The 13,129-nt window shown below is 69.1% G+C and carries 10 protein-coding genes; 7 read left to right on the plus strand and 3 right to left on the minus strand.

Annotated features, from left to right (window positions below):
* Window positions 1–117: 117 nt before the first annotated feature.
* Entirely contained in the window at window positions 118–1,695 is a 1,578-nt protein-coding gene (locus tag ACN28F_RS22170) for a S8 family peptidase (protein ID WP_421359550.1), read from the minus strand.
* Between the two features lie 444 nt (window positions 1,696–2,139).
* Between ACN28F_RS22170 and ACN28F_RS22175 the strand changes: the two genes are divergently transcribed.
* Window positions 2,140–2,667, plus strand: coding sequence for a hypothetical protein (locus ACN28F_RS22175; protein ID WP_289209830.1), 528 nt, complete (start codon window positions 2,140–2,142; stop codon window positions 2,665–2,667).
* Here the strand turns inward: ACN28F_RS22175 and ACN28F_RS22180 are convergent.
* Window positions 2,657–3,643: an acetylxylan esterase gene (locus tag ACN28F_RS22180; protein ID WP_289209831.1), complete on the minus strand. Its 987-nt coding sequence runs from the start codon at window positions 3,641–3,643 to the stop codon at window positions 2,657–2,659. The genes ACN28F_RS22175 and ACN28F_RS22180 overlap by 11 nt on opposite strands.
* Window positions 3,644–4,750: a LacI family DNA-binding transcriptional regulator gene (locus tag ACN28F_RS22185; RefSeq protein WP_289209832.1), complete on the minus strand. Its 1,107-nt coding sequence runs from the start codon at window positions 4,748–4,750 to the stop codon at window positions 3,644–3,646.
* 299 nt (window positions 4,751–5,049) lie between these two features.
* Between ACN28F_RS22185 and ACN28F_RS22190 the strand changes: the two genes are divergently transcribed.
* From ACN28F_RS22190 to ACN28F_RS22215, 6 genes are all read left to right on the plus strand, one after another.
* Window positions 5,050–6,048 (plus strand): ABC transporter permease, encoded by a 999-nt coding sequence (locus tag ACN28F_RS22190; protein ID WP_289209833.1) that lies wholly within the window; start codon window positions 5,050–5,052, stop codon window positions 6,046–6,048.
* Entirely contained in the window at window positions 6,045–6,971 is a 927-nt protein-coding gene (locus ACN28F_RS22195) for a carbohydrate ABC transporter permease (protein ID WP_289209834.1), read from the plus strand. The genes ACN28F_RS22190 and ACN28F_RS22195 overlap by 4 nt, the downstream gene beginning before the upstream one ends.
* 64 nt (window positions 6,972–7,035) lie before the next feature.
* The gene (locus ACN28F_RS22200) at window positions 7,036–8,685 is read left to right on the plus strand and encodes an extracellular solute-binding protein (protein WP_289209835.1); all 1,650 of its coding nucleotides are present in this window, start codon (window positions 7,036–7,038) and stop codon (window positions 8,683–8,685) included.
* A gap of 88 nt (window positions 8,686–8,773) precedes the next feature.
* On the plus strand, window positions 8,774–10,300 hold the full coding sequence (locus tag ACN28F_RS22205) for a GH39 family glycosyl hydrolase (RefSeq protein ID WP_421359553.1): 1,527 nt from the start codon (window positions 8,774–8,776) through the stop codon (window positions 10,298–10,300).
* On the plus strand, window positions 10,297–10,986 hold the full coding sequence (locus ACN28F_RS22210; RefSeq protein ID WP_289209837.1) for a DUF624 domain-containing protein: 690 nt from the start codon (window positions 10,297–10,299) through the stop codon (window positions 10,984–10,986). The genes ACN28F_RS22205 and ACN28F_RS22210 overlap by 4 nt, the downstream gene beginning before the upstream one ends.
* The gene (locus ACN28F_RS22215) at window positions 10,983–13,019 is read left to right on the plus strand and encodes a beta-galactosidase (protein WP_289209838.1); all 2,037 of its coding nucleotides are present in this window, start codon (window positions 10,983–10,985) and stop codon (window positions 13,017–13,019) included. The genes ACN28F_RS22210 and ACN28F_RS22215 overlap by 4 nt, the downstream gene beginning before the upstream one ends.
* The last annotated feature ends 110 nt before the right edge of the window (window positions 13,020–13,129 follow it).

A 13,129-nucleotide genomic window follows, 5' to 3' on the forward strand; every position in this document is an offset into this window, starting at 1 on the left:
GCAGGCTAGCCGTCGGGCCGCTCGGACCGCACCGCGATTACCGCTGTCGGGAGCCTGGTCGGACCGGGGCCGTACGCCGTCCGCGTACGGCCCCGACCATCGTGAGCGACCGTGGGATCAGCTGGTCAGGTAACCGAGCAGACCCTCGACGATCTGCCCCTCGCAGTTGCTGGTGGTGGAGTCGAAGTGGTCCCCACTGGACATCCGGCACCGGCGTACCGTGAGATACGACCCGGCCGGCGGCGCGGTGTACGCGTACCCGATCAGACCGACGACCCGCTGCCCTTCACAGTTCGAGTCGAGCGACGTCATGTAGTCCCAGCCGGAGACGAGGCACTGGTAGAGCGGGCGGGTGCCGGCCTCCGGGCTGGTACGGACCGAACCCAGCGGGCCCTCCCGCTGGTACCCGGCGATCGAGGTGGCGGTGCTGCTGATGTGGTCGCGGCCGTTCCAGAAGCGGTAGAGTACCGACGCCGGCGGCGGTGGACCCTGGGCGACGAACAGCAGCAGGTTCGGCGACCCGGTACCCGGGTTGGTGATCTTGTTCGGGGTGGCGGCACCGAGCAGTACCCTCGCCACCTGCGCCGGGGTCAGGGCCGGGTTGTCGGCGAGGATCAGGGCAGCAGCGCCCGCGACGTGCGGGGCGGCCATCGAGGTGCCGCTGATGGTGTTGGTGGCGGTGTCGCTGCTGGCCCAGGCCGAGGTGATCCCGTCGCCCGGGGCGAAGACGTCGGTGCAGGTACCCCAGTTGGAGAAGGACGCGCGGGCATCGGTGCGGGTGCTCGCGTTGACGGTGATCGCCTCGGCGACCCGGGCCGGGGTGAAGCCACAGGCGTCGGCGTTGCTGTTGCCGGAGGCGATCGCGTACACGATGCCGTCGGCGATCGAGTTGCGGACCGCATCCTCCACGACGGCGCTCGTGCCGCGCCCACCCAGGCTCATGTTGGCGACGGCGGGCGCTCCCGGACCGTGGTGGGCGGTGACCCAGTCGATCCCGGCGGCGATTCCGGCGAAGGAACCCGATCCGGCGCAGTTGAGCACCTTGACGGCGATCAGCGAGACCGCCTTGGCCACGCCGTACTGGGAACCGCCGATCGTACCCGCGACGTGAGTGCCGTGGCCGTGACAGTCGGAGTTGTTGCCGTCGCCGGTGGTGTTGGTGCCCCACGAAGCGCGGCCGCCGAAGGTGGTGTGGGTGGTGCGGATGCCGGTGTCGAGGACGTACGCACGTACGGCCGGTGCCGTCGTCGGGTAGGTGTAGCTGTTGTTCAGCGGCAGATCGCGCTGGTCGATGCGGTCCAGGCCCCAGGACGGCGGGCTGGGCTGGGTGTCGGTCACCTGGACCAGGCCGTCCTGCTCGACGTAGGCGACGTCCGGTCTGGCCGCCAGCCGCCGCGCGGCGGATTCGCTCATCGTCGCGGCGAAGCCGTGCAGGGCGTGCGAGTAGACGTGCCGGATCTTCGCCCCGTACCGCCACGCCACATCGGTGCCGTGCGTCCGGCTGTCGGCCGGGACACTGTCCTTGAACACCACGATGTAGCTGCCCGCGATGGCGTCCTGGCGGTCCGCCCCGAGGATCTCGCCGGTGGCGGCGAAAGCGGGTGACGGTGCTGCCGAGATCAGCGTGGCGGCCGCTGCGGCCACCGCGCTGTGTCTGGCGGCCCGGCTGAGCCAGGGCGAACGGGATCCACGCATGTGCATTCCCTTCTCGAGGTGTCGGCGACGCCGACCGACCTGTGCTGCGGTTGTGCCAACCGAAGGCAGGGACGGGCCAGGCGATCAGGTCGCCTGGCCGGAACTGCTGAGGGAGAACGGGACGCGGTGTGAGACTTCGATGTACGTCTCTGAGTGATCGCAGATTATCTCAGCGTGACTTCGATGTCCAGCGGGGTGAATATGTGGTGGATAGTGCCAGAAGGAGTCATTTCCCGCGCGGCGTTTCGTTTGCCGGCTGGCAGTGGAGGCCAGCCGTTATGCATTAACTGCCGGAAATGCGGCGGAACCGCTGGCTCGATGCCGTTCCGCCGGCCGCCCTCGACGTAATTCTCGGCACCTACCCGTAGATCCGGAAAACGTCGTGGCGGCGACGTCCTACCATCAGCCGGGCAAGCATCCGGCCAACTACAAGGGATCGTGAAGGTGGGTCACTGGCGTGGCGTCGGCTGCCTGGCCGCCGGCCTACTGTTCGCGGCGATCGGTCTCACCGTGCTCGGCGCCGGCACCGGCGGGTTGGGTGTCGGTGCGTTCGGGGCGCAGACCGAGACGTTCACCCGGATCGAATGCAACGAGCAGCGCGTGGCCAAGGGCGGCAGCGCCTGGCACTGCTTCGGCGAGAGCCCCGAGCAGGCAGCGGCGAACGACGAATCGGCCCGCCGGGCGACCCTGCCGTGGATCGTCGCCAACCCGGATCAGCGGGACCGGCCGCCCGTGCAGCGCCAACGCACGCGTATCACCTTCGCGGCACCGGACGGGCGTACCGATCCGGACCAGATCACTGCCACCAGGATGGCCCCCTTCGGCGACCGCTGGATCGCTCATTCGGCCGGCGTGCGTTCCGCCGGGTCGCTGCTCCTCGTCGTCGGCGTCGGGCTCGCGGCCGCCGGTACCTGGCTGCTCGGGCGAGGCCGGCCGCGGGGCGCAGCCATCGCGAGGCCGGTCAGCCGATGAGGGCACGCAGCCAGCGCAGCTGCCGACGGACCTGTTCGGCCTCACCGCCCTCATGGCCGTTGAACGGGTAGACGTGGATCTCCCGCCGTGGTGGCTCCGTCAGCTTGTCGCCGTAGTGGTTGTACGCGGCGAAGACGGTGCTCGGCGGGCAGACCGTGTCGCGTAGCCCGACACCGAAGTGCGCCGGTGCCGATGCCCGCCGGGCGAACGTCACTCCGTCGAAGTAGGACAGGGTCCGGCGTACGCTGGACTCGGCGTTGCGGTGTACGGCCAGGTAGCGGGCCACGTCACCGTACGGCTCGTTGTCGGTGATCTCGATCGCCCGCTGCCAGTGGCAGCCGAACGGCGCGGTGCTGACCAGTGCGGCCAGGTCGTCGACCAGGCCGGCGACGGCAAGGGCCAGCCCACCGCCCTGGCTGTTGCCGGCGGCGGTCACCCGGGTCGCGTCGACGCCGGGCAGCGCCCGGACCGCCGCGACGGCGCGCACGGCGTCGGTGATCAACCGTCGGTAGTAGTACCGGGACGGGTCGGTGATGCCCCGGGTCACCGGACCCGGCCCACCGGCGGCGGCCGGGTGCGGGTCGGGGGTGTCGCCGCCGTTGCCGTACTGGTCACCCTGGCCGCGGGAGTCCATCAGCAGGTGGGCGTAGCCGGCGGCGGGCCAGGTGAGCCGCTCGTGCGGCAGGCCCCGCCCACGCCCGTAGCCGAGGTACTCCACGACCGCCGGCAGCGCGGTGTCGACCCCGGCTGGGCGGGTGTACCAGGCGTGGACCGGGTCGCCGCCGAACCCGGTGAAGGTCACCTGCCAGGTGTCGAACAACCGCAGGTCGGTCGGCTCGGGTCGGACGTCGACCAGGATCTCGTGCGCGGCCACCTCATCGAGAGTGGACTTCCAGAAGGTGTCGAAGTCGTCTGGTTCCGGCAGCGACGGGGCATAGGACTGCAGTTGTTCCAACGGCAGGTCGAACTGGGGCATTCATCCTCCTTGACGGACAGCTCGGGCGGGGGCGGGCGGGGCGGTGCTCTCCCGGATCACCAGCTCGGTGACCAGGTCGATCCGGCTGGTCGACAACTCGGCGCCACGGGCCAGGTCGAGCAGCATCTGGGCGGCGGTGCCGGCCATGTCGCGCAGCGGTTGATGGACCGTGGTCAGGGCGGGGACCGTCCAGGCAGCCACCGGCACGTTGTCGTAGCCGATCACGGACAGGTCGCCGGGCACGTCCAGACCGAGTTGCCGGGCGGCCCGCAGCACTCCCAGCGCCTGCATGTCCGAGCCGGCGAAGATGGCGGTCGGCCGGTCCGGCCGGTCCAGCAGCGCCATGCCGTGTGCGAAGCCGGCGTCCACGTAGAAGTCGCCGTGCCGGATCAGGTCGGCCGGGACCGGCAGGCCGGCTTCGTCGTGGGCCGACCGGAATCCGGCGGTACGGGCCTGTGCGCACAGCACGTCGCTGGGACCGGAGATGATCGCGATCCGCCGGTGGCCCAGTTGCAGCAGGTGCCGGGTGGCGATGAGTCCACCGTTCCAGTTGTTCGAGCCGACCGTCGGTACCGAGGCCGAGGTCGCGCTGTCGGTGTCGATCACCACGAACGGGATCAGCTGGCGGGCCAACAGGTCCCGATGTCGTTCGCTGAGGTGACAGAGCACGAAGAGCACCCCGAGTGGCCGACGCGCCAGGGTCGCATCGAGCCACTGGTCCGGCGGCGTGTGCCGGCCGCCGAGTTGGCTCAGGTGCAGGCCGATTCCGGCGGCGCTGGCCACTGTTTCGACCGCTTTGATGATCTCCATTGCCCAGAGTGAGTCGAACTGGTGGAAGACCAGGTCGAGCTGATCGGTACGGATCGGTGGGCGACGGGCCCGCCGCCGGTACTGGTGTCGATCGAGACTTGCCTCGACCCGGGCCCTGGTCTGTGGCGCGACGTCGGATTTACCATTGAGGACCTTGGATACGGTGGTGACCGAGACGCCGACCTCGTCGGCGATGGTGGCGATGGTGGCCGGCGACGGCTGTCCGCCGGCGTCGTGCGATGCCCGGGTTGGTGGGCCGGCTGGTGGCGGCGGGGTGGCCGGTGGTGCCTCTGTCATGCGTACCTCACGAAAAGTTGCCGAAACTTCCGGAGCTCATTCTGCTGGTGGACCCGGTTCCGCCGGCCCGAAGGCGTGGTGCGCGTGCGACGATGAGACCTCCCGGACGACCAGGCACACACTCTATGCAGTTGAAGGTCCGGTTCGGCGACTCTTGACACAACGATGCCGGGGAATCTAGGTTCCCCGCAAGGTAACGCGCCTATTTCCGAAAGTTTCGAGTTTCGTGTCGCGTCGGGGTGTCTCCTGCTGCCCGGAGACTGTCCGACGCGCACTGGACATGAGGGGTGGCGACTGGGATGAGTACACCCAGCGCGGTCGATGCGTCCCCGCAGGCGCAGGTGCCCCTGCCGCCCGTCGACGACCTGCCCCGACGGGGGCGGAGCCGACCCCGGTCACGTACCTGGCGACGCGCGCTGCGGCGGGACTGGCAGCTCTACTCGTTGATCGTCCTGCCGTTGTTGTTCTTCCTGATCTTCCGTTACCTGCCGATGCTCGGCAACGTCATCGCCTTCCGTCGGTTCCAGCCCGGCGGCAGCGTCTTCGGCGAGTACTGGGTCGGCCTGCGCTACGTACGGATGTTCCTCGCCGACCCGACCTTCTGGCAGGTCTTCACCAATACCCTCATTCTCGGCACACTCACCCTGGTCATTGTCTTCCCGCTGCCGATCGTCCTGGCGCTGCTGCTCAACGAGGTGCGGGCCCGGCGGTGGAAGCGCTTCGTCCAGTCGGTGTCGTACCTGCCGCACTTCCTGTCGATCGTGATCGTCGCGGCGATGGTGATGCAGATCCTGTCGATCGACGGCACGGTCAACACGATGATCCGGTCGCTCGGCGGCGAGGCGATCCCGTTCCTGCAGCAGCCGGGCTGGTTCCGCACCATCTACGTCTCGTCCGAGGTGTGGCAGACCGTCGGCTGGGGAACGATCCTCTACCTCGCCGCGCTCACCACCATCGACGAGGACCTCTACGAGGCCGCCCGGATCGACGGCGCGAACCGGTGGCGGCAGACCTGGCACGTCACCCTGCCCGGTATCCGGCCCACCATGATCACGCTGCTGATCCTGAACATCGGCACCTTCATGGCGGTCGGGTTCGAGAAGATCCTGCTGCTGTACAACCCGCTGACCTACCCGACCGCCGACGTCATATCGACGTACCTCTACCGGATGGGTGTGGTCTCCAGCAACTTCAGCTACGCCGCCGCCATCGGTCTGTTCGAGGCCCTGATCGGGCTGACCCTGGTGCTGTCGGCCAACCTGATCGCCCGCCGCGCAGTAGGGACGAGCCTGTGGTGACCGTCGACACCTCGCGCAAGCTGTTCCCGCCGACCCGGCGTCGACCCCGCGGCCCCGACGACACCCGTGGCTACCGGATCTTCCGGATCGTCAACACGGTCGTCCTGACCGCCGTCGTGATCGTCACGCTCTACCCGTTCGCCAACATCGTCGCCCGCTCGCTCAGCGAGGAGGGCTACATCCGCTCAGGCCAGGTCAGCATCATCCCGCGCGGGTTCAACCTGGACACCTACCGGCTGGTGATGTCCGACTCGATGTTCTGGACCAACTACCGCAACACCATCGTCTACACCGTGGTCGCCACCGTCATCTCGATCGTGCTGACCACCTGCTACGCGTACGTGCTGTCGAAGAAGGACCTCAAGGGCCGGGGTGTGCTCGTCGGCATCGCCGTGTTCACCATGTTCTTCTCCGGCGGGCTGATCCCCAACTACGTACTGATCACCAGTCTCGGACTGAAGAACAGTCTCTGGGCGATCGTGCTGCCCAACGCGATCAACGTGTTCAACCTGCTGGTGATGAAGGCGTTCTTCGAAAGTCTGCCGACCGAGTTGGAGGAGGCCGCCGCCGTCGACGGGCTCAACACGTACGGCATCCTCTGGCGCATCGTCATCCCGCTGTCGAAGGCGATCATCGCCACGATGGTGCTCTTCTACGCGGTCTCGTTCTGGAACTCGTGGTTCTCCGCGTTCCTCTACATGGACCGCTCCGAACTGTTCCCGGTGACCGTCTACCTGCGCAACCTGATCGCCGGGGCCACCACCGCCACCTCCACCGGAAGCAGCAGCGACAGCCTCGCGCAGGCCGCCGCGAACATCCAGTCCGTCACCATCATCCTGACCGTTCTTCCGATCATCATGGTGTACCCCTTCATCCAGCGCTACTTCGTGTCCGGCATCATGCTCGGCGCCGTCAAGGGATAGCGCTGCGGGACAGGATCGCCCCATTCACCTGAATGCCTTTCCCCACGCACCGAAAGGAAGTCCGATGTTCACACGATCCCGGCGCCGCTACGCAGCGGTCGCCGCCGGGCTGCTCGCCCTCTCGCTCAGCGTCGCCGCCTGCGGCAGCGACGAGGAGCCCGATGCCGAGGACCTGGACGGCAACAGGGTCGGCGCCATGGAGAGCTACGGCGTCGGTGACCAGTTCACTGCCACCGAGGCACTGAACTTCTCCCTGCTCTACAACAACCACCCCAATTACCAGATCGACAAGGAGTGGATGTTCTGGGAGGAGCTGGCCAAGCGGACCAACGTGTCGCTCGAAACGGTCGAGGTGCCGTTGAGCGACTACGAGCAGAAGCGTGGCCTGCTGATCGGCGCCGGCGACGCACCGTTCATCATCCCGAAGACCTACCCCGGCCAGGAGTCGGCGTACGTCTCCAGCGGCGCGATCCTGCCGGTCAGCGACTACGTCGAGCTGATGCCGCACTTCCAGGACAAGGTCGCCAAGTGGAACCTGCAGGGTGACATCGACTCGCTGCGCCAGCAGGACGGCAAGTACTACCTGCTGCCCGGCCTGCACGAGGACGTCTGGACCGACTACACCATCGCCGTGCGTACCGACATCCTCGCCGAACTCGGCCTCGAGGAGCCGACCACCTGGGACGAGTTCCGGGACATGCTGCGGGCGATGAAGACCGCCTATCCGGACGTGTACCCGATGTCGGAGCGGTGGAGCATCCCCACCCCGCTCGGTGCGTTGCAGAACATCATCGGCCCGTCGTACGGCTACGACACGATGGGTGGCTGGGGCTACCAGAACGCCAGCTTCGACCGGGAGGCCCAGGAGTTCGTCTTCACCGGCACCATGCCGGAGTACAAGGAGATGGTGGAGTTCCTGCACTCGCTGGTCGACGAGGGGCTGCTCGACCCGGAGAGCGTGACCCAGGACGACGACACCGCGATCCAGAAGCTCGCCACCGGAAAGTCGTTCGTCATCAGCACCAACGCGCAGACCCTGGTCAACGACTACCGGCCGGCGCTGGCGCAGAACAACCCGAACGCCACCATCTCCAAGATCACCCGGCCGGACAGTGACGTCGGCTCGGTGAAGGCCGGGTCCCGGCTGGAGAACGGCATCATGATCTCCAGCGAGGCGCGCAAGAGCGAGAACTTCGTCGCGATGATGCAGTTCATCGACTGGCTCTGGTACTCCGACGAGGGCCAGGAATTCGCCAAGTGGGGCATCGAAGGCGTCACCTACACCACCGACGCCGACGGCAAGCGGGTCCTCGACGCCGACATCGACTTCATCGGGCTCAACCCCGACGGAAGCAAGCACCTGCAGAAGGACTTCGGCTTCAGCAACGGCGTCTTCGCCTACGGCGGCACCACCGACCTGCTGCAGTCCACCTTCTCCGAGGAGGAGCTGACGTTCCAGGAGGCGATGGGACAGAAGGAGACCCTGCCGGTGTCCCCGCCACGGCCGTTCAGCGAGGAGGAGCGCGAGCAGGCCACCCTCTGGGAGACCCCGCTGAAGGACTACGTCCAGCAGCAGACCCTGCAGTTCATCCTCGGCCAGCGGGACCTGTCCGAATGGGACGCCTACGTCGCCGAGGTCGAGGGCAAGAACGCCCAGCAGTTCATCGACCTCGTCAACGGTGCGTACCAGCGGTACAAGGAAGAACACGGCTGACCACCCGTACCGCCCCCGCCGGTGCCGGTCGCGTCCGAAGCGAGGACGCGACCGGCACCCGGCACCAGCACGTGAAACAGGAGTACGGATGCCCCGGACCGTCGTACCCGAGCAGAGCAGCGGCCCGCTGCCGGACGCCTGGCGCGCCTGCGTCGGCACCGGCCGGCTGGAGCTGGCGCTGCGCCGCGACTACCAGGAGTCCCTCGCCCTGGTGCAACGGGAGATCGGCTTCCGCCACATCCGCGGCCACGGGCTGCTCAGCGACGGCGTCGGCATCCACCGCCCGTACGAACACGCCGGCCGGCGCGGCGTGCACCACTCGTTCACCTACGCCGACCAGATCGTCGACACCTACCTCGACCTCGGCATCGCCCCCTTCATCGAGCTCGGTTTCATGCCCGAAGCGCTCGCCTCCGGCGAACAGACCGTCTTCTGGTGGCGCGGCAACGTCACCCCGCCCCGCTCCGAGACCGAATGGGCCGACCTGGTCCGGGCCACCATCGGCAACCTCGTCGACCGGTACGGCCTGGAGCAGGTCCGCACCTGGCCGATCGAAGTGTGGAACGAACCCAACCTGGACATCTTCTGGGCCGGTGCCGACCAGGCCGCCTACCACCGGCTGTACGAGGTGACCGCGCACGCCGTCAAGGACGTCGACGCCGGCCTGCAGGTCGGCGGACCGGCAATCTCGCCCGGTGCCGACGAGTGGCTGGTGCCGTTCGCCGAGTACGTCACCGACCGCGAGGTGCCGGTCGACTTCGTCAGCCGACACGCGTACACCTCCGGGCCGGCCCAGCACGTGCCGTTCGGTACCCACCAGACGCTGATGCCCGCCGACCACCTGCTGGAGCAGTTCGCCAGCCCGCGCAAGCACCTCGCCGGCACCGCCCTGGCCGACCTGCCGGTGCACATCACCGAGTTCAACTCCTCCTACCGGCCGGACAACCCGATCCACGACACCGCCTTCCACGCCGCGTACCTGGCCCCGGTCGTGGCCGCCGGCGGTGACCTGGTCGACTCGTTCTCCTACTGGACGTTCAGCGACGTCTTCGAGGAGGTCGGCATCCCGGCCGCGATCTTCCACGGCGGCTTCGGGCTGCTCACCCACCGACAGATCAGAAAACCCACCTACCACCTGTACGCCTTCCTGGCCCGGATGGGCCGTCAGGTGCTCGCCCGGGGCACCGACCACCTGGTCACCCGCGACGACACCGACGGCCGGGTCACCGTGCTGGCCTGGGCGCCGGTCGACGTCACCGACCTGGAGGGCTCGCCGCAGCGGCACACCGTGCAGCTGTCGGTGCCGGTCGCCGCGTCGGCCGGCTCGGCGTTTCTGCTGCGCGCGTCGGTCAGCGACGAGGCCGGCAACGCCTGGCGGGCCTGGTGCGAGATGGGCCGCCCCCGCTCACCCCGGCCGGCGCAGCTCGACGCGCTGCGTACCGCCGCCGAACCGGCCCGCAGCCACCGCGCGCTGCCGGTCGTCGCCGGCCGGGCCGACGTCGACCTGACCCTCGCCCGGCACGAGGTCACCCTGGTCGAGATCACCCCGGTGGTCGACCAGACCCCGCCCTGGTGCGACGACCGGCGGCTGCTCGGCGGGAACGGCCCGGCATGAACGACCTCGTCGCCGCGCAGCGGCAGTTCGGCACCGGCCCGCTGTCGCGGGTCGCCGCCATCGTCTACCGGCTGATCGTCGTCGAGCTGCTGCTGCTCGCGGCTGTCGCGCCCGGACTGGTGCCGGCGCTGCTGCTGGCCCGCGACCCCAGCAACATCCCGCTGTACGCGCTCTGCGCGGTGCCGCTCGGCCCGGCACTGTCCGCCGCCCTGTACGCCCTCGCCCAGCACCGTCCGGACATCACCGACCTGAACCCGGCCGCCGACTTCTGGCGCGGCTACCGCACCAACCTCGGCGCGACACTGCGGCTCTGGCTGCCGCTGCTGGGCGGACTGACCGTCGTCGCGGTCAACCTGGCCTACTTCGACGCGGCCGGCGTACCGACCTGGTGGGCGGTGCTGCTGGTGCTGATCGCGCTGGCCGCGACGGTGTGGGGCGGTACCGCCCTGGTGATCACCTCGCTGTTCGCGTTCCGCACCCGGGACGTGGCCCGGCTCGCCGCCCACTTCCTGACCCGTACGCCGAGCACCTCCCTCGGGGTGCTGGCGCTGACGGTGGTGGCGGCCGGAATCACCGCGTACACCTCGGAGGCGGTGCTGGCGCTGGCCGGTTCGGTGCTGACCCTGCTGCTGCTGCGCACCAGCCGACCGATGACCACGGCGATCGAGAAGGAGTTCGTCCGGTGACGCTGCCCGACGTCGCGAAGCTCCCGTACGGCGGCGACTACAACCCGGAACAGTGGCCCGAGGACGTCTGGAAGGACGACTACCGGCTGTTCGACGCCGCCCGGATCGACACCGTCACCATCGGGGTCTTCGTCTGGGGGCTCAACCAGCCCGGACCCGGGGTGTATGACTTCTCCCGCTTCGACCGCATCGTCGAGCGGGCGGTCGCCGAAGGCCGGCAGATCTGCCTGGCCACCGGCACCGCCGCCCACCCTGCCTGGATGGCCCGCGCGCACCCCGACGTGACCCGCGTCGACTTCTCCGGTCGCCGGCACCGGTTCGGCCAACGACACAACTCCTGCCCGTGCTCGCCGACGTACCGCCGGCTCTCCACCGAGCTGGCCCGCCGCGTCGCGCAACGCTACGCGCGGACCCCGGGCCTGGTCGCCTGGCACGTCAACAACGAGTACGGCGGCGCCTGCTACTGCGAACTGTGCGCCGCCAACTTCCGGCTCTGGCTGCGCGAGCGCTACGGCAGCCTCGACGCGCTCAACGCCGCCTGGTACACCACTTTCTGGTCGCACACCTTCACCGAATGGGGCCAGATCGAGCCGCCGTCGGCGTTGACCGAACACTGGCGCGGACCCGACCACACCGCCTTCCAGGGCATCACCCTCGACTACCTGCGGTTCATGTCGGACGCGATGCTGGCCAACTTCGTCGACGAGAAGGCGGCGATCCGCGAGGCCAGCCCCGACGTCCCGGTGACCACCAACTTCATGGGCATGTACCGGCCGATCGACTACCACCGGTGGGCCGAGCACCTGGACTTCGTGTCCTGGGACAACTATCCGCCCGACGACCGGTCGGCGGCCCGGATGGCGCTCACCCACGACCTGATGCGCGGGCTCAAGGGCGGCCAGCCGTTCTGGCTGATGGAGCAGACGCCGAGCGTCACCGCCTGCCGCGACGTCAACCCGCTGAAACGCCCCGGCATTCTGCGGCTGTGGAGCTGGCAGGCGGTGGCGCACGGTGCCGACGCGGTCCTCTACTTTCAGCTGCGGGCCGGCCGGGGCGCCAGCGAGAAGTACCACGGCGCGGTGATCGGCCACGCCGGCCGCGCCGACACCCGGGTCTTCACCGAGGTGGCCGCGCTCGGCGCCGAGCTGGACCGGCTCGGTGGGGCGACCCTCGGTGCCCGCACCCCCGCCCAGGTGGCGATCCTGTTCGACTGGGACAGCTGGTGGGCGTTGGAGATCTCCGACGGCCCGTCCCGGCTGGTCCGCTACCAGCAGGTGATGCTCGCCTACCACCGGGCGCTGTGGGACGCCGGGATCGACGTCGACGTCGTCCCGGTCACCGCCGACCTGACCGGCTACGACGTGGTGCTCGCGCCGGCCCTGCACATGGTCAGAGACGATCTCGCGGCCCGCCTGGCGGAGGTGGCCCAGCAGGGTGGCACCGTGCTGGGAACCTACCTGTCCGGGCGGGTCGACGAAAACGACCAGGCGTTCCTGGCCGACGTGCCGGGGCCGCTGGCACCGCTGATGGGAATCCGGATCGACGAGTGGGACGCCCGCGACGCCGACGTGGTCAACCCGGTGGCGTTGACGGTGGACGGCGCGGAGCCGATCGTGGCTGCCGCCACCCTGCTGTTCGAGTTGGTCGTCCCGCAGGGGGCCGAGGTGGTCGGCACCTATCAGGCCGATTTCTACGCCGGCACCCCGGCGGTCACCCGCAACCGGTTCGGCGCCGGCGAAGGCTGGTACGTGGCCACCGGGCTCGACCAGGCCGGGGTGTCCTGGGTGGTCCGCCGGATCCTCGACCGGCACGGGCTGCTCGGCCCGTACGCCGAGGTGCCGCAGCTGGAGTCCACGGTGCGGGTCACCCCGGACGGTGCCCGGATCCGGTTCCTGCTCAACCACGGCGAGGAACCGGTCGAGCTGTCGGCCTGCGCGGCCGGGGTCGACCTGTTGACCGGGGACCGGGTCGCCGCCGGCGCACCGCTGCACCTGGACCGGTACGGCGTACTGGTGCTGCGCGAGGAGAACTGACTGGTCGGACCGGGTCCCGCCGTCGCGGCGGGTGGAAGGTGGTGCACCCTACCGCGCCAGCTAGGGTGCACCACCCTCCACCCGCCGCGACGACCCCGCGACTGGATGAT

Origin of the sequence: Solwaraspora sp. WMMA2101, from assembly GCF_049179175.1 — a bacterium.
Taxonomy (GTDB): domain Bacteria; phylum Actinomycetota; class Actinomycetes; order Mycobacteriales; family Micromonosporaceae; genus Micromonospora_E.